Source organism: Rahnella inusitata, assembly GCF_018288855.1.
Lineage (GTDB): Bacteria > Pseudomonadota > Gammaproteobacteria > Enterobacterales > Enterobacteriaceae > Rahnella > Rahnella inusitata.
The window spans coordinates 308,514-326,514 of sequence record NZ_CP065024.1 but is presented as its reverse complement, the minus strand read 5'-3'; the positions used below and the strand labels follow the sequence as shown (position 1 = coordinate 326,514).

General features: G+C 47.1%; 20 protein-coding genes. 7 read left to right on the top strand and 13 right to left on the bottom strand.

Annotation, left to right across the window (positions count from 1 at the left end; all coding sequences use genetic code 11):
* Positions 1-15 precede the first annotated feature (15 nt).
* Entirely contained in the window at positions 16-1,782 is a 1,767-nt protein-coding gene (locus tag I2123_RS01510; RefSeq protein ID WP_213051642.1) for a terminase ATPase subunit family protein, read from the top strand.
* Between the two features lies 1 nt (position 1,783).
* Positions 1,784-2,815 (top strand): phage portal protein, encoded by a 1,032-nt coding sequence (locus tag I2123_RS01505; protein WP_213051641.1) that lies wholly within the window; start codon positions 1,784-1,786, stop codon positions 2,813-2,815.
* A 162-nt stretch (positions 2,816-2,977) separates the two neighbouring features.
* Here the strand turns inward: I2123_RS01505 and I2123_RS01500 are convergent, their stop codons facing one another.
* Positions 2,978-4,834, bottom strand: coding sequence for a retron Ec67 family RNA-directed DNA polymerase/endonuclease (locus I2123_RS01500; protein WP_213051640.1), 1,857 nt, complete (start codon positions 4,832-4,834; stop codon positions 2,978-2,980).
* Positions 4,835-5,552: 718 nt separating this feature from the next.
* Positions 5,553-6,080: a hypothetical protein gene (locus I2123_RS01495; protein ID WP_213051639.1), complete on the bottom strand. Its 528-nt coding sequence runs from the start codon at positions 6,078-6,080 to the stop codon at positions 5,553-5,555.
* Between the two features lie 164 nt (positions 6,081-6,244).
* Between I2123_RS01495 and I2123_RS01490 the strand changes: the two genes are divergently transcribed.
* Both I2123_RS01490 and I2123_RS01485 read left to right on the top strand, forming a co-directional pair.
* Positions 6,245-7,225: an IS5-like element IS5 family transposase gene (locus tag I2123_RS01490; RefSeq protein WP_000019402.1), complete on the top strand. Its 981-nt coding sequence runs from the start codon at positions 6,245-6,247 to the stop codon at positions 7,223-7,225.
* A gap of 252 nt (positions 7,226-7,477) precedes the next feature.
* The gene (locus I2123_RS01485) at positions 7,478-7,903 is read left to right on the top strand and encodes a hypothetical protein (RefSeq protein ID WP_213051638.1); all 426 of its coding nucleotides are present in this window, start codon (positions 7,478-7,480) and stop codon (positions 7,901-7,903) included.
* 480 nt (positions 7,904-8,383) lie between these two features.
* Here the strand turns inward: I2123_RS01485 and I2123_RS01480 are convergent, their stop codons facing one another.
* From I2123_RS01480 to I2123_RS01435, 10 genes are all read right to left on the bottom strand, one after another.
* Entirely contained in the window at positions 8,384-9,307 is a 924-nt protein-coding gene (locus tag I2123_RS01480) for a cation diffusion facilitator family transporter (protein WP_213051637.1), read from the bottom strand.
* Between the two features lie 199 nt (positions 9,308-9,506).
* Positions 9,507-10,079 (bottom strand): cytochrome b/b6 domain-containing protein, encoded by a 573-nt coding sequence (locus I2123_RS01475; protein ID WP_213051636.1) that lies wholly within the window; start codon positions 10,077-10,079, stop codon positions 9,507-9,509.
* A 239-nt stretch (positions 10,080-10,318) separates the two neighbouring features.
* Positions 10,319-12,562, bottom strand: a complete 2,244-nt coding sequence (locus tag I2123_RS01470; RefSeq protein ID WP_213051635.1) for a replication endonuclease — start codon at positions 12,560-12,562, stop codon at positions 10,319-10,321.
* A 79-nt stretch (positions 12,563-12,641) separates the two neighbouring features.
* A complete protein-coding gene (locus I2123_RS01465; protein WP_213051634.1) occupies positions 12,642-12,866 on the bottom strand; it encodes a TraR/DksA C4-type zinc finger protein in 225 nt (74 codons plus the stop codon).
* Positions 12,859-13,200, bottom strand: a complete 342-nt coding sequence (locus tag I2123_RS01460) for a DUF5405 family protein (protein ID WP_213051633.1) — start codon at positions 13,198-13,200, stop codon at positions 12,859-12,861. The genes I2123_RS01465 and I2123_RS01460 overlap by 8 nt, the downstream gene beginning before the upstream one ends.
* The gene (locus tag I2123_RS01455) at positions 13,200-13,478 is read right to left on the bottom strand and encodes a DUF2732 family protein (protein ID WP_420834342.1); all 279 of its coding nucleotides are present in this window, start codon (positions 13,476-13,478) and stop codon (positions 13,200-13,202) included. The genes I2123_RS01460 and I2123_RS01455 overlap by 1 nt, the downstream gene beginning before the upstream one ends.
* A gap of 67 nt (positions 13,479-13,545) precedes the next feature.
* Complete coding sequence (locus I2123_RS01450; protein ID WP_056774423.1) at positions 13,546-13,848, bottom strand: hypothetical protein; 303 nt, start codon at positions 13,846-13,848, stop codon at positions 13,546-13,548.
* 7 nt (positions 13,849-13,855) lie between these two features.
* Positions 13,856-14,026 carry a phage filamentation protein Fil family protein gene (locus I2123_RS01445; protein ID WP_072158083.1) on the bottom strand — a complete coding sequence of 57 codons (171 nt, stop codon included), beginning with the start codon at positions 14,024-14,026 and terminating at the stop codon, positions 13,856-13,858.
* 2 nt (positions 14,027-14,028) lie between these two features.
* Positions 14,029-14,535, bottom strand: coding sequence for a phage regulatory CII family protein (locus I2123_RS01440; RefSeq protein ID WP_213051632.1), 507 nt, complete (start codon positions 14,533-14,535; stop codon positions 14,029-14,031).
* 57 nt (positions 14,536-14,592) lie between these two features.
* Positions 14,593-14,970: a Cox family DNA-binding protein gene (locus I2123_RS01435; protein WP_213051631.1), complete on the bottom strand. Its 378-nt coding sequence runs from the start codon at positions 14,968-14,970 to the stop codon at positions 14,593-14,595.
* A gap of 107 nt (positions 14,971-15,077) precedes the next feature.
* Between I2123_RS01435 and I2123_RS01430 the strand changes: the two genes are divergently transcribed.
* The 3 genes from I2123_RS01430 (at position 15,078) to pyrE (ending at position 17,247) form a co-directional block, all read left to right on the top strand.
* Complete coding sequence (locus I2123_RS01430; RefSeq protein ID WP_213051630.1) at positions 15,078-15,377, top strand: helix-turn-helix domain-containing protein; 300 nt, start codon at positions 15,078-15,080, stop codon at positions 15,375-15,377.
* Positions 15,378-15,443: 66 nt separating this feature from the next.
* The gene (locus I2123_RS01425) at positions 15,444-16,430 is read left to right on the top strand and encodes a phage integrase (protein WP_213051629.1); all 987 of its coding nucleotides are present in this window, start codon (positions 15,444-15,446) and stop codon (positions 16,428-16,430) included.
* A gap of 175 nt (positions 16,431-16,605) precedes the next feature.
* Positions 16,606-17,247 (top strand): orotate phosphoribosyltransferase, encoded by a 642-nt coding sequence (gene pyrE / locus I2123_RS01420; protein ID WP_112165167.1) that lies wholly within the window; start codon positions 16,606-16,608, stop codon positions 17,245-17,247.
* A gap of 58 nt (positions 17,248-17,305) precedes the next feature.
* On the opposite strand, the gene slmA is transcribed toward pyrE, so the two are convergent.
* Positions 17,306-17,902, bottom strand: coding sequence for a nucleoid occlusion factor SlmA (gene slmA / locus I2123_RS01415; protein ID WP_056774442.1), 597 nt, complete (start codon positions 17,900-17,902; stop codon positions 17,306-17,308).
* Between the last annotated feature and the right edge of the window lie 99 nt (positions 17,903-18,001).

The following is an 18,001-nucleotide window of genomic DNA, read 5'->3' as shown; positions in this document are numbered from 1 at the left end:
GGTAACGTTACGTCCATGAAAACGACAAACTCAACCATCATCAGCGACCCACGGCGACAGGCGGCACTGCTTTACTGGCAGGGGTTTTCTGTGCGTCAGATTGCGGAACTGCTGACCCAAAAAATACCGACGGTGCAGAGCTGGAAAACCCGCGACGCGTGGGAGAACGCCGCGCCGATTACCCGCGTGGAGTCCAGCCTGGAGGCGCGTTTAATTCAGCTCGTCACGAAAGACGTGAAGGGGAATGCGGATTACAAGGAGATTGATGCGTTAGGCCGGATGATTGAGCGCCTGGCACGGGTGAACCGCTATAGCCAGAGCGGGAACGAGGCCGATTTAAATCCGAACGTTGCCAACCGCAACAAAGGCGAGCGCAAGAAGCCGACAAAGAACTATTTCAACGACGAAGCCCTGGAGAAGCTGGAAGGTATTTTTCTTTCTCAGTGCTTCCAGTATCAGCGCGTCTGGTATGACGCAGGGCTTAAGCACCGCATCCGCGACATCCTAAAATCACGCCAAATTGGCGCAACATTCTTCTTTGCCCGCGAAGCGCTGCTTCGCGCGCTCGCCACCGGCCACAACCAGATATTCCTGTCGGCCAGTAAAACCCAGGCTTACGTCTTCCGTGAGTACATCATTCACTTTGCGCGGCTGGTCGATGTCGAACTGACCGGCGATCCGATAGTGCTCGGCAACAACGGCGCAAAGCTGATTTTCTTAGGCACCAACTCCAACACCGCCCAAAGCCACAACGGCGATTTATACGTGGATGAAATCTTTTGGATCCCGAACTTCCAGAAGCTGCGCAAGGTCGCCAGCGGCATGGCGTCGCAGGAGCATCTGCGCACTACCTATTTCTCCACGCCGTCAGCGCTGACGCACGGCGCGTATCCGTTCTGGTCGGGGGAGTTGTTCAACAAGGGGCGGGAAAATCCCCGTGACCGGATTGAACTGGATATCGGCCATCACGCCCTGGCAAAAGGTCGGGTTTGTGAGGATGGCCAGTGGCGGCAAATCGTCACCATTGAAGACGCGTTAGCCGGTGGCTGTAACCTGTTCAATATCGACACGCTGAAACAGGAAAACAGCGCCGAGGATTTCCGCAACCTGTTCATGTGCGAATTTGTAGACGATCAGGCGTCGGTGTTCCCGTTCGCCGAGCTACAGCGCTGCATGGTGGAAAGCGCCGAGGAATGGGAGGATTTCAGCCCGTTCGCCGTGCGTCCGTTTGGTTATCGCGCCGTCTGGATTGGTTACGACCCGTCACACACCGGCGACAGCGCGGGCTGCGCCGTCGTGGCTCCGCCGCTGTTGGACGGGGGCAAATTCCGCGTGCTGGAGCGTCACCAGTGGAAAGGCATGGACTTTGCCGCCCAGGCGAAAAGCATTGAGGAGTTAACGAAACGATACTGCGTGGAATATATCGGCGTGGATGCCACCGGCATCGGCCAGGGCGTTTTCCAGCTTGTCCGGCAGTTCTTCCCCGCCGCGATGGAAATCAGATATAGCCCGGAAACCAAAACGAAAATGGTACTGAAAGCGAAGGATACCATCACGTCCGGACGCCTGGAGTACGACACCAACCACAAAGACATCACGTCGTCATTCATGGCGATCCGCAAAACCATGACCGCCAGCGGCAGCCGTTCCACCTACGAGGCCAGCCGCAGCGAGGAGGCCAGCCACGCGGATGTCGCCTGGGCAATCATGCACGCACTGCTTAACGAACCCCTGACCGCCGCGAACGGCGGCCAAAGCCCTAACATTCTGGAGTTTTATTAATATGAGTAAGCGCAAATTTCGCAAAGCGGCATCAACTACCGTTACAGCAGCCGCACAGCAGACAAGCGGCGCGGAGGCGTTCAGCTTTGGCGACCCGACGCCGGTGTTAGACCGCCGCGAAATTCTGGACTACATCGAGTGCACGGGTAACGGTCAGTGGTATGAGCCGCCGGTCAGCTTTGACGGACTGGCTCGCACGCTGCGGGCAGCGGTTCACCACAGCTCATCGCTATATGTAAAACGTAATATTCTGGCCTCGACCTTTGTCCCGCATCCGCTGTTATCACAGCAGGAGTTTAGCCGGTTTGCCCTGGATTATCTGGTATTCGGGAATGGTTTTTTAGAAGTGATCCGCAACCAGCTCGGCGACGTCGTGGTGATGAAAACCGTGCCTGCCAAATATGCACGGCGTGGCGTTGAGCCGGATACATACTGGTTTGTGCAGCAATGGAAGGACGCGCATCAGTTTGAAGCCGGTAGCGTGTTTCATCTGATTGAGCCGGACATTAATCAGGAGCTGTACGGCCTGCCGGAATATCTCAGCGCCCTGAACTCTGCCTGGCTGAATGAGGCCGCGACGCTGTTCCGCCGCAAGTATTACCAGAACGGCGCGCACGCCGGGTATATCCTCTACATGACCGACGCGGCACAAAGCAGCTCCGACATCGATCAGATGCGCAAAGCAATGCGCGACACGAAAGGCCTGGGCAATTTCCGCAACCTGTTCATGTACGCGCCAAACGGCAAGCCGGACGGGATCAAGATTCTGCCGTTAAGTGAGGTCGCGACGAAAGATGATTTCTTCAATATCAAGAAGGCCAGCCAGAACGACTTGCTTTGCGCGCACCGCGTGCCGCCGCAGATGATGGGGATTATTCCGGAGAACAGCGGGGGCTTTGGTGATTCGGTTAAGGCATCTCAGGTGTTTGTGCGTAACGAACTGACGCCGTTGCAGGAACGTTTTAAAGAGCTAAATGCGTGGTTTGGGGAGGAAGTGATTAGGTTTACTTGTTATGAACTTACGCCGGAGTAAAACTGCAAAGCCCCAAGATATGGGGCTTAAAATTTCTATTATTATTACTCGAACAGTCATCTAAAAGCGAAAATCAATTGTAGGGCTTTACGCAACTGGTTTTTCAGCATGGTGAATGATTGTATTGATGTCCTAAAGCTGGTTTGAATACGAACGATAAAATCAGGGTGCTGAACTATTTTTAATTTTAAGAGAATTAAAATGTTCTATAACTTTTACTAGACGTTCTAATAGACTTGTAAATCCGCTAAAATCAATATCATGCTTATTAGCATGAATAATATGTTTAGAAAAAGCTTCTTTACTTAAATCATTATTAGGATCGCGTAGTGAAACTGTATTAAAAGATTTCCCTTTATATTGTCTAAGTCGATCTTTATCTTTAAAGAAATGTTCTATATCAGTTTCAGAATAACCCTTGGTTTGGGGGGTGAGCACCAAGTATAGATTATGAAAAACATGTACAAAATCAGAAGAACGTATGTCTTTCAATCCCTTAGGAAAAATGCTCGCATTATCAATTTTATTAATATAATTAATAAGGTCTTTTGGGCCGGTATCATTATCAACAAAGATGATTACTGGGTGTGATGGTTCTGGAGCAGTATAGTATTTATAATATGACTTATAGTGTATGACAAAATCTTTCAAGTAATCAGCACCACCAAAGAGTTCCAGTAAATATTTAGTTCTCTCATTGTAATCAAGAAATCTTGTTAGACTTTTATACGGAGACCCTGCACTTTTCTCTGATGCTAATTTAGGGAACAACGCAGCTAGTTTATGTATTGCTGCCTTTAAATAAACATTATCAGTTTTACCTTCCGTAAGTATTGTCGGTAGAGTATTGCCATAAAATAGACGATAAAATAAAAATCTACTAAACGTACTTTCTCTACCCCCATGCAAATAACGCCTAGTTTTAGCTTGTGTATTTTTAGTTGGATCTTTTTTTAATTGGTACTTTGGATTCAATTTTTCAGCTTGACGTAACCGATTATAGTGATCAAGTTGATCTATAAAATTCAGTTTACCCTCAAGTCTATTAATATTTCCTTTTATCTCAATGTCGTCGATCTTTTCTACGAATGTACCATATTTAAATAAATGGTCGCATTGAGCACGTACAAGCCTCCAGTATTCTTTTTTTGTATTGGGTTTTTTATTTACAATCAGACCAGTAACATCTTGTCTTGAATCTTTATATTGATTTCTTGTCTTTTTATCATTAATTAAAAAACCTGAGCGAACTATTTCACTTCTAAGTTTTTTACTAGGTGCAAACTTACCGCACTTATCATTAGCTATGAAAGAAGGAAAATCGATCTTTCTCGTTGAAAAAGTAATGTCATCAGCATATCGTGTATATGTACATGAGTTTTTTACTGCTAGTGCTGCAAGCTTAATATCTAAAGAATGTGTGATTAGGTTAGTGATTACAGGAGAAGATGGGCTACCTTGAGGTAATTCATTATTATAGCAAGCAATTTTAGCTATTACTGTAGCGATTTCTTGATCTAGTTCAAAATTTCTATTCTTTATAAAAAAACCACGAACTCTTCCGAAGTTAAAACTTCCGAAGAAATTCTCCAAGTCTATGTTAAAAACATTCTTTTTCCCTAAGTGCATCATTGCATTTGTTATAATTGAACGCTTTCTTTCAAATCCATGAGATAATGAGGGTTGTTTTATTTCCGCAGCGGAGCATTTTATCTTTAATACTTTTGAATTGTTTGCTTTTTCCGCTGCCAGTTCTGAATCTGGAAACTTATTGAAAATAATCTCATCAAGGCAATCAAGTAGAAGTTTAGATAGAGATGATTGAATCGACTTTAACAATCCATTCGGAGCATTAATTGTTCTTTCACCACCATTTTTTTTAGGAATCTTAAATTGAGTATACTGATTTTCAGGCTTTAATATATAAAGACAATAAGTTAACGCTGAAGGTTTAACATCCAATAATTTAGCTAAATCGGGCTTAGTTTTCGCTTCTTTTAATGATTGTAGTCTATTCACTATATCACCTTAAAATGAATGGTTTATGGGCACTCTTACGCAAACTTGACAAGACCGTCGAGTAACGCCAGGAACGTGAGCCCCTGAAAGGCAATCCTATTGGACATTTTTTTCACTGATCGCGAAACGCGATCCAAAATCTGCCCATAAACCATCCATACCGTAGCATTACTTTAATGATTGGTAAACTGCTCATATCACGATAGTTGATGTGGGCTACACTTCAGCAATTAATATATTAGACGGCTGCCTATCCGTGCTACTTACGATCTAGGGAAGTAGCAAATTCAACTTATCACTTGGTACCAACCAAGCGCCAAACATCTGTCTGTAATCGTAGCTAACCAACCTAAATGCAAATATACCTCCTACATGATGATGGCTGCGCAGTTTTTAAAACCTCGCAGCTTGGCGCGCGCAATGTTACCCGCCTGCCCGCTTCAGACTTATCTCACCGTTTTTAATGCATGACTCAGATCGCCGCAAAGCACGGCCAGAATGGCGATAAGATATTTTTTGATCCTTTCGGGATCATGCAAAACCATGCGCATAATGCATGCATGGCTCATCCATATAACTGCGGCCGATAAACATCATTTGTTTCAGCTCAGACTTCAACTGACACAACTACGGCACAGAGCCAAAGCAAACCTGAGAGGCAGCTCTGTGCCAATAGCAGACGTTCAAGTTATTCTGTCCAATGCATGACAGTCCGCGATCAAGGAGTGAAGTCAGGCCGGCTTAATGCAATTTTTTCAGATACATTCTCGATAAGTTGCAAACAGCTTTCGAGAAAGGAATCATCAACTTTTATTAGCCCCTCAATTCCGGTTAGTTCTCCTTCTTCAAAAATTGGATTTGATGGAGTTCCTACTACGAAATGAACTGAATGAATTTTACTGACCAGGGTTTTATAACTACTCCCTTCCCCATGCTTTAACGCGTTGACTGCGAGATAGCAGTTATGAAAATCCTCTTTTAACGCGAATTCACCTGCATTTTCGAGAATTGTCTCTGCCTCTTTAAAACCGTTACTGCAATTTAGTCTTCGTTGCAGATGAGCTTCAAAAACTGAAAACATTCCTACTACATGAATCATCCTTTGCAGGTTGAACGCTTGTAAGTTTTTTATTAGTGGTGTAGAACCCGTTTTCGACAGAAGCGCCAATGATTGAGATTCAGCTTCATTTATCATCGACAATGAAAAATGAGTACATCTATATGCAAGCTCGTAAAAGGTGTGCATTTTTTTGTCTAGCCTTCAGATGAGTGGTTACTGCTTTTAGCATAGCTTTTCGATTCAATCCTTATCATTTTAATCTGGCTCCCCCTGCACAGTTAGGGAAGGTGCGAACAAGTCCCTGATATGAGATCATGTTTGTCATCTGGAGCCATGGAACAGGGTTCATCATGAGTCATCAACTCACCTTCGCCGACAGTGAATTCAGCAGTAAGCGCCGTCAGACCAGAAAAGAGATTTTCTTGTCCCGCATGGAGCAGATTCTGCCATGGCAAAACATGGTGGAAGTCATCGAGCCGTTTTACCCCAAGGCTGGTAATGGCCGGCGACCTTATCCGCTGGAAACCATGCTACGCATTCACTGCATGCAGCATTGGTACAACCTGAGCGATGGCGCGATGGAAGATGCTCTGTACGAAATCGCCTCCATGCGTCTGTTTGCCCGGTTATCCCTGGATAGCGCCTTGCCGGACCGCACCACCATCATGAATTTCCGCCACCTGCTGGAGCAGCATCAACTGGCCCGCCAATTGTTCAAGACCATCAATCGCTGGCTGGCCGAAGCAGGCGTCATGATGACTCAAGGCACCTTGGTCGATGCCACCATCATTGAGGCACCCAGCTCGACCAAGAACAAAGAGCAGCAACGCGATCCGGAGATGCATCAGACCAAGAAAGGCAATCAGTGGCACTTTGGCATGAAGGCCCACATTGGTGTCGATGCCAAGAGTGGCCTGACCCACAGCCTAGTCACCACCGCGGCCAACGAGCATGACCTCAATCAGCTGGGTAATCTGCTGCATGGAGAGGAGCAATTTGTCTCAGCCGATGCCGGCTACCAAGGGGCGCCACAGCGCGAGGAGCTGGCCGAGGTGGATGTGGACTGGCTGATCGCCGAGCGCCCCGGCAAGGTAAGAACCTTGAAACAGCATCCACGCAAGAACAAAACGGCCATCAACATCGAATACATGAAAGCCAGCATCCGGGCCAAGGTGGAGCACCCATTTCGCATCATCAAGCGACAGTTCGGCTTCGTGAAAGCCAGATACAAGGGGTTGCTGAAAAACGATAACCAACTGGCGATGTTATTCACGCTGGCCAACCTGTTTCGGGCGGACCAAATGATACGTCAGTGGGAGAGATCTCACTAAAAACTGGGGATAACGCCTTAAATGGCGAAGAAACGGTCTAAATAGGCTGATTCAAGGCATTTACGGGAGAAAAAATCGGCTCAAACATGAAGAAATGAAATGACTGAGTCAGCCGAGAAGAATTTCCCCACTTATTCGCACCTTCCTTAGGTATTTCCGTCGCCGTATTGGATGCTCAGGCTATTCCGTCCAATAGACAGGCTGTTCACTCCAAGATAGTATAGATTTATAATTCAATCTTTAGGTACACTTATGAGTTCATCTGCTTTTGTCACCGTTGTTACTGGAGTAAGCGTTTTTGTTCTTGGTCAACTCATCGTTAAGGGGGCTATTGAACCTTACATTTCATTCAGGGAACAATTGGGAAAAATATCAAATCTGTTATTGCTTAACCAGGCAAAAATAACAACTCCTTGTTCTGACATAAACCCTGAAATCATCCATGATTTGAAAAATGCCGCAGCTCAGTTAATGGCGAAGTATTCAGCCTTGCCTTTCTATATCAAAAAATTCCATATCGGCTTGCGCCTTGTTCCATCAACGTATGAAATTCTTGGAACGGCGCAAAATTTGAATTTGATAGCATCAATACATGAAGGGAAAAGCAAGGAAAGCACATGGGAACACATAGCCGAAATTGGACGTATGCTCAAAATCCCAACCACCTATTATCCTTAATCTCCGCGCCGATCTGGACGTTCAGGTAATTCTGTCCAGTAATCCCGGCTTTATCCTCCCGCTTCTGTGAATAAAACATACTTGGTTCCCCTGTGCCAGTATCTGCAGTATTGATAGCTTTCGCATCGTAAAAATCGTTCTTTTCCACATAGACGAATGAGCACCTTCGGAAAGAATTTCTAGTGACAAAGTCAGTCAGATCGGAATTAATCATATTTACTTTAATGTGTAACTTCAAATCGCGCTGTTTCTAAAAATTATATGTCCGCTGTTCGCTCACAGTGGACCTTTCATAACCAGAGGTCCGCTCTGTGCCAGAAGCGGACTTTTTAAAAATATTGCGTGCCAAACAATTGGGCGCAGGCCAGGAAAATAAGTAGAAAGCCAAGACACCAAGTACCCTAAAAATTATAGAGAATACCTGAAATTTTTGTAGACCGAGGTTTTGTTCCCCTGCCGGACCAGCGGCATGTGGTTAGTTTAGTGATCAGAAATGTCGAGCGTTTGGTCGTTCATTGATGCTGGATCTTCCAACGGTTCCACATGAGTGGTGATATGGATAAAAGGCAGTGCTGTGCGGATATCATGCTCTATACGCTCGGCCCAGTCGTGCCCATATTGAACAGTCCATAGCCCAGGAACTAGGATGTGCATTGTCATAAACGCCCGCCCGCCAGCCTGGCGTGTGCGTAGTGCATGGAAATCAAGCCCCTGTTCACGATATCCCGCCAGCAGCGACTCTATTTTTTTGAGTTCTTCCGCGGGTAGCGATACGTCCATCAGACCTGCAGCTGAACGACTCATAAGCTGATAACCAGCCCAAACGATGTTGGCTGCGACCAGTAATGCAACGACCGGATCGACCCAAAACCAGCCGGTCAGATAAACCAGTCCGACACCAAAAATGACACCGACCGAAGTCCAGACATCGGTCAGCAGGTGATGAGCATCTGCCTCAAGAGTGATCGAGTTGTGCTGCTTGCCAGCCCTTAACAAGATGCGTGCCGTCACAAAATTAAGGACTGATGCGACTGTCGAAACAAGTAGTCCGAGACCAATCTCCTCAAGCGGCTGCGGAGTTAACATCCGCTCAACTGCGGTATAGGCGATACTGGCTGCCGCCAATAGGATCAGAAATCCTTCGAAAGCACTCGAGAAATATTCGGCTTTGCCGTGCCCATATGCGTGGTTCTCATCGGCTGGAAGCGCAGCCAAGGTCAGCATCCAGAGCGCCATTAGGGCTCCTGCGAGGTTAACTACGGATTCGATGGCATCAGATAGCAGACCGACCGAACCGGTCATTTTCCACGCCACACCTTTGAGTCCGATAGTGGCAATAGCCGTGGCAATGGAAAGCCAAGCGTAGTGCGTTAGCGGACGAGGTAACCCTTTTGTTTTAGTCATTATTAACTTCCTAAAATAGGACGACTAACTCACATTTCTATCCATGTTATATAATTAAACAATCATTTCGCCATGAATATTTTTTCGTTTTTATTAAATTTCTTTAAAAATTCTCTGCAAGTGCTGTTTCATCCTCTAGTAAACTAAATTTTATTTTTAGGATTTTCTACAACTTGAAATAATATTATCGCACAACAGATTAGTCACTTAGGTTAACTGGGCGACTTTTATATTTTTCAATTAAAATATGCAAAACTCCCATTGCACCATGTGCATAAAAATAGACCTCAATGAAAGTAGTGAAGAACTTATGCCAGTGTATTACTGTTTCAGCCAGATTTGACTGTATGGTATTCAACAAGAACCATAGGCCACCTGAAAGTGCTACAATTAGCAATGCTAGAACTCCAAATCCTTGTATTGTACTGGCAATACCTCCAGAATGGGCATCGGGCAGGCGGAAACTAGTCAACGTTTTTATATCTTGTTTAATGCCACTAAAGTCAAGCCCTACCCATGAAAAGTAATAAGTAAAACCTCTTTGAGTAAGCATCCAGCTTAACATTATAAAACCACAAATAATCAGTCCTAATCCTGAAATAATGTGCATCCAGGTTATAACTCCTTCAAGACTATGCTCACCAATTGCTTCGGTCTCTGTCAGATTAGAGTTAATAATTTGTGACAATATTAGAAATGCCACAATGATGTGAAGAATACGAAAAAAAGGAGCGTAATCATGCGGTAATAGATTCCAGAGTCGCAATTTCATTTATGAGCCCTTAGTAAAATCATCGATGACATTAATCATACAAAAGAATTATTAGGATAACCTTAATTCCTAAAATTGCAGCAGACATTAGTTCACCTCATGATATTGCCACTCGAGAAATGGTAATGGTAACTATTATTACTATGTGTTTACGTACTGTTCTTGTTACGCAGAAAAGTCTCTACGCACATTAATTTTAAATATAATTTCCTGCTGAGGTTGATCTGAGCAAATGCACATCATTCAAATTCAGCCCAATCCGGAAGCGGTGCAAAACTCATAACCACATCACCAAAGCTGATTTCTGCCCCACGGCTTAACGCTTCCAGCTCCCAGCGTTCCGCCGTGATGTTGTGTTTCATCAATTCGCGTTCGATTTCAGGCAAACGCGCCCGTTCTTCTGCCGTCAATCTTGCCGACGGGGCAACATCGCGGCCTTTTGACGGGTTGAAACTACGCTGCGCCTTGCTGACTCTCGGCGTTTCCTCGCGTATGCGTGCCACAATCGCCCTCACGGCGGCTGTGTCTGTCCAGTCAATTACCGGTTGGTTTGCAGAAATGAACGTTGTAGCGGCGCTCCCAGCCTGGCTATCACGACTATTTGCAGTCGGTTTATTTCCACCTAACCCACAGTTATTGACAGGACTCCGAGGCGCGCCGGAGGCGCTTTTTAAAGTCAAAACCTCAACGTCAACGGCAGAGGAAACGATGCGCCATTGTGTTGTCCGGGTTTCGTAAACATGAGAATCGCCAAGGTGAGGCGCGAAAATGCCAACAACCTTTTTCACTTCTTCATCGTAGGCGTTCAGCTCAGCAGCTACGCGGCGAGCTACACGCACGGTCTGTTCGTCGCGGGGAATATTTGCGCCGCCCTGGGCTGCCATGTACGCCATAAAGTCACCGACATCAGCAGCAGCGCGAACGGCCTCAACTTCTTCATCAAAGGTTTCAGTAAGACTGATTGAGCGGATGCGGCGGCACTCACGGTATGATCCCATGGTAGGCAGGCCAATAGGGCGAAATTGAGGGATCCGCCAGGTAGCAGCCCAGGCAGTAACAGCAGCCGCGGCGTCTGTTAGCAGCTCGCCGGTTTCATGGTCGCGCTCGCCTTCTAGCGCGTAACCGTCAATGTTCTTTGCGATGTATTTGGCAATGTATCCCGCAGCACCGCCACGGTTTAGATGTTTGCAGTCAAAGCGATTCTTAGCCGCCCCGCGTTCGTCGCCGTCTTCTCTCATGGCGTATTTACGCATGATATCGATCACCGGCTGACGCATAGCGGGCTTAGTGAATAACATCATGTGCCAGTGCGGGGTCGCGTCGTGGTGTGGTTCCACCACCCGCATCCCGTAAACAGACAAATCGTTATCCTTGAACGCGGTGCGCATTTTGCTCCAGATCCCGCACAAGTAACGCTGTGCATCTTTCGGCGTATAGGCTTCTTTGTCCCATGCGTGATTACGCAGAACGCGCTTTTTATCGCCTTTGCCTACGATGCGCGTCGGGTGATATTTGGATGGTGTGGTGATAGTCAGGAACATCCCGACGTCACCATTTGCAGCGGCGTACTTCTCGGTGCCGGCGATCGTACTCATCAACTCCATGCGGCGAATTTCAGGGTTTGAAATACTCGCCATCACCTTGTCGATCAGGCTGATGCGCTCGCCAGTCTCAATGTTTTCAAGGTCGCAGTTTTTGAGGTAGTCGAGATTCGACAAACGGCGCGCGCGTACTTCGCGGATCGCTTGCTTGCTGGCATACGGAGATGCGTCGCGGTTTACCTTGCCGATAGCAATAAGCAAAGACTCACGCCAGCGGGTGCGCTGGCCTTTTAACTGGCCTAACCACCAGTCAGGATTAACCAGGCGGGACATACCGGCGATGGCTGAAACTGTATCTAATTTACCTTTGCAGTATTTCTTCCAGTACATCGGCGTGACGTTGAAAGCGCGGGACATGCCAGCAATATCACAGTACAACCCGAGCTGAGTTTTAAGCTCAAAAAGAATGGCGTTGTCACCGTCATTTTCAGCAAGCAACTGATCGCACCGTTCCTCATAGATTTCCTTGAGCTGACCGGCGATGTCCTGAGCGAACCGGCGCAGCGGCTTATCGCTCATGCTCGGCAGGCGGTGATAAGTATCAGCTTCAGACAGGAATTTCATAGAGGCATTAACATTCATCGCGTGAGCCGCATTCACGGCTTCAACGCGCGGCAGAATGCTGCGGCCAAGGGTATAAACCAGGTATTTATTCGCGGCGTGGATGCCCTGAGTTTTCAGCAGGTGCTTATGGCGGCCTGTGAAGATTTCCTGCAGATCGGTTGAAAGGGTTTTTAGTTTGATTAAAACAGCTTGCCCCTGATCGTACTCGTCACGGGTAAGCGGTCTTTCCAGGCCAGAAACGGCCTGGCGTGGTTTGTTCCAGGGAAACGCCCAGGCTTTGGGCGTTTCAATTTGCGGAGGGATAGGTATAAACCGCATCACATACCATCTTTGATATCGGAAACCAAAAAGCCAGCGTTCACAACAGCGAGCGCAAACAAAGCCACCGTAAAAATCATCATTGATTGCCCCGATAATGTTTTGCGCTGATTTCTGCTGCTGCCTTGCAGTACACGCAAAGCTCCACACCTGGCAGAGCTACGCGGCGCTCTTCTGGGATAGCCTGATCGCAGGAGATGCAAAACATTGCAGATGTGCCCGTTACGTTTGTGCGGGCGGCTTGAATTTGAGATGCCAGGATCAGGTCTGCGCGCTCCTGGGCGGTGTCGATTACATCAGCCATTAATCACCCCCTGCTGAGTGATTTTTACAATGGCTGCGAATACGAGATCGGTCGCGCGGTTATATTCATTTCGCATCGCTGCGGCGCTGGTAACGCGCTTTGCCCAAATGGCTCGATCAACAAAACGATGAATAAACTCAGACGCAAGGCCGAATTTTGTCTGAAAAGCGGCGAGCGTGGAGCAATACTGTGTATTGGTTTTCTTATCCGTCTTAATCTCGGCCAGAATCAAATCACCGTTCTTTTTAGGGATAATGGTGAATGCCAGATCAATATCGACGCGCTTTGCTATTGCTTCCGCCATCTCAGGCGTAGCTTCTTCGTGTTTCATCATTAGTGCAGGTCTCCCGATTCATTTTGAATGCGGGTTGCTTCCTGGCGTAAAGCTTCGGCAGCTTCGGTTCCTGTCATTTCCTGCTGAATGATGAAACAGGCGATAGCTTCCAGGCGGGAGGCGAATACTTTGGCACGGTTGCCGCGCTCGTCATTACGGGCGGCATTGAGCATTAAGGTCAGTTCACCGGTGTAATCACCCTCAGCTGAGGCCATGTCAAAACCGACAACAGGCAGACCAGCAAAGCCGAGTGGGGATTTATTAATCATTTCTTTCATATATGAAACTCCTGTTTTTAGGCAAAAGAATGCCCGGCGGGTTTACGCCTCTTAATTTGAATTCGGGTTAGTGATTAATATTTATTTTGCAATCGTCTTCACTGATAAATTTTGGCAGTGACTCAGTTAGACCAAGTAAAGAATTTAGCGCCGCAACTACTTGATGCCTTTCCGTGGGGGTTAACTCTGCAAACTTCATTTCAACATGGCGGCGATTCAGGCCTGCATGGAAACAAATTGTCTTACGCATATGCAGCGGCTGAGTATCAAATGTTTCCTGCGCTACATTCTTTTTGTGTTCTAACATCTCTTTAATTTTAGAGAGATGCTTTTTACCTATTTGAATATGTTCCTCACTTCCTAAAAACATAATCACCTCAACTAAACAGACGCTTTAAAAGCGGCTTAGAATTTCTAACAGCCTGCGGGGCAGTGGCTTTTGACAATGAAGGATTCCAGCGTTTTCCGCCTGGCAGTTCAATGCAACCGTGGCCGTAATGACGTAAAGGACTTTGCTGTTTCAAAAAGGGTGCTATTGAGATCGGCATAATCACATTATCCCGTTTGTGGCTACGCTTGCGACAGCACCCACGGCAGAGGCCAGCACAGGCGAACCATCTATGCGTCCCTGGATAGCCAAACCGATCAGCGAAAGGTGGCGGATCCCAGCATTCACGCTTTCCATAATTGCGTTTTTAGCCTGGCGTGTGTGGCGTTCCTTAGATACAGCCCCCGCAGCCACTGAACCAAGAGCCGCAGTTGCATGAAGCGTATAGGCCGCAATGTTGTCCTCTGCCAGTTCATTAACAGGAACAGCAGGCATACATTTCATTTGTGCCAGCAAGCCATCGATCAGCGTGGCATCCTCTGTGACATCAGTGATCACTGCGATTTCAATGGCCGTGAGCTGATGCACCTGATCAGGATTCAGCTTATTACGCAGGGTCTGTTCTTTCATTCCAATACTGCGAGCAAGTTTTGACAGATTGTGACGCACTGAAAAAGCACGGCATGCGTTATTAAAATGGGGCTGGTTGGAAACCTGAAAATCAAACATGTTCAACCCACCCTAATAAGACAAAATTAATTAACCGCAAGCGACACGTTGGATTGTTCATGCCGCCACCCCTTGACCTTTCGCGCTGCGATGCTTGTTAGGCTTACCGGCTGATAGGCGGTCTTTCCAGCCATGCCATTCAGCCGGTGCACTTTCGACTAGCTGAGCTGCATATTTGTCCCACTCTTTACGGTTAACCCAAAGTTCAGCATTTCCGCCTGGCTTTAAAGGGTCAACCATATAGAACGCCGGCAGCTTTCCGGCCTTCGCCATGCAAACCACAGCGTTCGGAGTCTTGCCGACATACTGCGCAAAACCCTCTTTCGAGAGGAGGTCAGAAGGGCTTGCCGCCAGTTTGATAGCGTCGCGTTTCGACGGTTTTGTTACACCTTCCAATTCGGAATCTGGCACAAAGTTATGGCTATCGCTTTTCATTTGATATTCTCCAATTTGGTTCAGTATCTCCAACTAGCACCACCTAGCCCTAGTTGAATACAACCGCACATTCAATATAGTTGATAAAATATGAGATATTAAATCACATGTCAAATGTTCAATCAGAGAAGCTGAAGCTCATTAGGGATTCCGAGCGGATGAAAACTAAGGAAATTGCTGATTTGGTAGGGATTAATTATCCAAGCTATCACGGCTATGAATCCGGTAAGTCTAAGATGCCAATGGAAGCTGGTATGAAGTTGTTCAAGCATCCTCGTTTTAGAAAATACCGTGACTGGTTTATGTTCGATGAAACTAATCCTGAGGCCGGGCAGATCGCGCCGGTTCTCTCTCTTAGTGGGCCAGATCAAAAAACATCGTCCCAATCAGAAAAGAAAACTGGCTAAGCGTATATAAAATATACATTTTCACTATTTGTTACCAAGACGATGATTTTGTCGGAGGGTGTTCTTATGTCTATTAAGAAGCTCGACGATGGTCGTTATGAAGTGGACGTTAGGCCGCAGGGTTCCGAGGGAAAACGGATCAGGCGGAAATTTAATACTAAGGGCGAGGCGCAAATTTACGAACGTCACATCCTGGTTAACTATCACAATAAAGAATGGCTAGAAAAACCGGCAGACCGGCGCAAGCTGACTGACCTGTTGGATGTTTGGTGGATACATCATGGTAAGCATCATGTTCGCGGTGAGAAAGAGAGGGAGCGATTAACGGCCATCATCAAGACGATGAAGGAACTAGGTTTGCAGCGCGCTGACCAGTTAACTGTAAAAGCGGTTAAAGACTATCGGGTGCACATGCTTAACCAAGGTTTGAAGGCCTCAAGTGTTAATCGTCACCTGGCGATTATGAGCGGTATGTTCACCAAGCTCATTGATGCAGGCGAGTATCACAGCGAACATCCTATTCGCGGCATTAAGGCATTCAAAGAGGGCGAATCAGAGATGTCATTTTTGACCGCCAGCGAAATAGATACCTTACTTGACCTGCTCGATGGAGATGATCGCAAAGCCGCGCTGTTATGTTTGGCGACGGGCGGCCGCTGGGGAGAGGTTGCCAACCTTAAGGGCATACATATCATTCAGGGGAAAGTGATGTTCATGAAGACGAAGAACGGCAAACGTCGAACTGTTCCGATTTCTTCTGACCTAGAAGCTCTTGTTAAAGGGGACAAAACAGGAATATTGCTTCGCCCAGATTATGTTAGGGTGCGTACCACGCTGAAAGCCATGAAGCCCGATTTGCCGATGGGGCAGGCTGTCCATGTCTTGCGCCATACGTTCGCCACGCATTTCATGATGAACGGAGGTAATATCATCACGCTCCAGCGGATTCTAGGACACGCGACCATTCAGCAAACTATGACATATGCGCACTTCGCTCCTGACTTTTTACAGGATGCAGTTGCGTTAAATCCTGTTGCCAGAGTGTCCATATAGTGTCCACCGAATAGCATTATTTAGCACTAATTAAACCGAATGCGATTTATTAAGTGACTGTTTTGTAAGAATTAACCCCGTCTGGGCGGGGTTGTGAATGTCACTGAGAAGTCGCCTTTTTTATGGCCTGCGGGCTGACAATGTCAGAAACACGATCTTATCAAGGAGACCATCAATGAAAGCCTATCAGCGCCAATTTATTGAGTTCGCACTGAACAAGCAGGTTTTAAAATTCGGCGAGTTCACCCTGAAGTCCGGGCGCATCAGTCCTTACTTCTTCAATGCCGGTCTGTTTAATACCGGCCGCGATCTGGCGTTACTGGGCCGTTTTTATGCTGAAGCATTGATGGATTCAAAAATAGATTTCGATTTAGTGTTTGGCCCGGCCTACAAAGGTATCCCGATCGCGACGACCACGGTGGTTGCGCTCGCTGAGCATCACGAACGCGATGTGCCGTATTGCTTTAACCGTAAAGAAGCCAAGGATCACGGCGAAGGTGGCTTGCTGGTCGGCAGTCCGTTACAGGGGCGTGTCATGCTGGTCGACGATGTCATCACCGCCGGGACGGCCATCCGCGAGTCTATGGAAATCATCAATGCGAATAAAGCCACGCTGGCTGGCGTATTGATTTCTCTCGATCGCCAGGAGCGCGGACGTGCGGATATCTCTGCTATTCAGGAAGTAGAACGTGATTATCACTGCAAAGTGATTTCAATTATCACGCTGGCAGATCTGATCGACTATCTGGAAGAGAAAACGGAAATGGCTGATCATCTGGCCGCTGTGCGGGCGTATCAGCAAACCTATGGCATATAAGATTTTGCAGAAATGAAAAAGGGCCTTCCGGCCCTTTTTTAACATCTGATGCTTAACGCTATTGCAGCTGCGCTGAGATAAGCGGCCAGCGGGTATCAAAGTCCTGCGTGGGACGATACTTGAACTCTGAACGCACAAACCGTGACAACATACCTTCGCAGTAAGCCAGTAACTGGCTGGCAAGAAGAGTTTCATCGTACGTAAATCCGCTGCCTTCGCGCATTTTCTTCTCCCGTAAAACCTGACGCAGTTGCGCTTCAATCCGCTCGAAAAGCTGATTAATACGACCCTGCAGGCGGTCTTGTTCGAACATCAATGCGTGACCGGTCATAATGCGTGTCAGGCCAGGATTGCGTTCTGCAAACCCCAATACCAACAGCAAAATCAGACGGATCCGGTTTAACGTATCTTTTTCATCTTGCAGGATGAGATTGATACGGCTGATCAGACTGTCTTCGATAAACTCGATTAAGCTGTCGAACATCCGCGTTTTACTGGGAAAATGACGATAAAGAGCTGCTTCCGAAACACCTACGCTGGCGGCAAGTTTCGCGGTAGTGATCCGCTGGCTGCCATCGCTGGACTGAAGCATTTGCGCTAACGCCTGCAAAATCTCTTCGCGCCGGTTCCTTTTTGTCGTTTCTTTCTCTGCCATGTCTGAATAGACCCTTGCTAAAAAACGGCTAAAATCATGGAGAAACCGCACAACTGCCGCATGAATCGCTGTGATCCTGCGGCTTATTTCGTTCCCTTG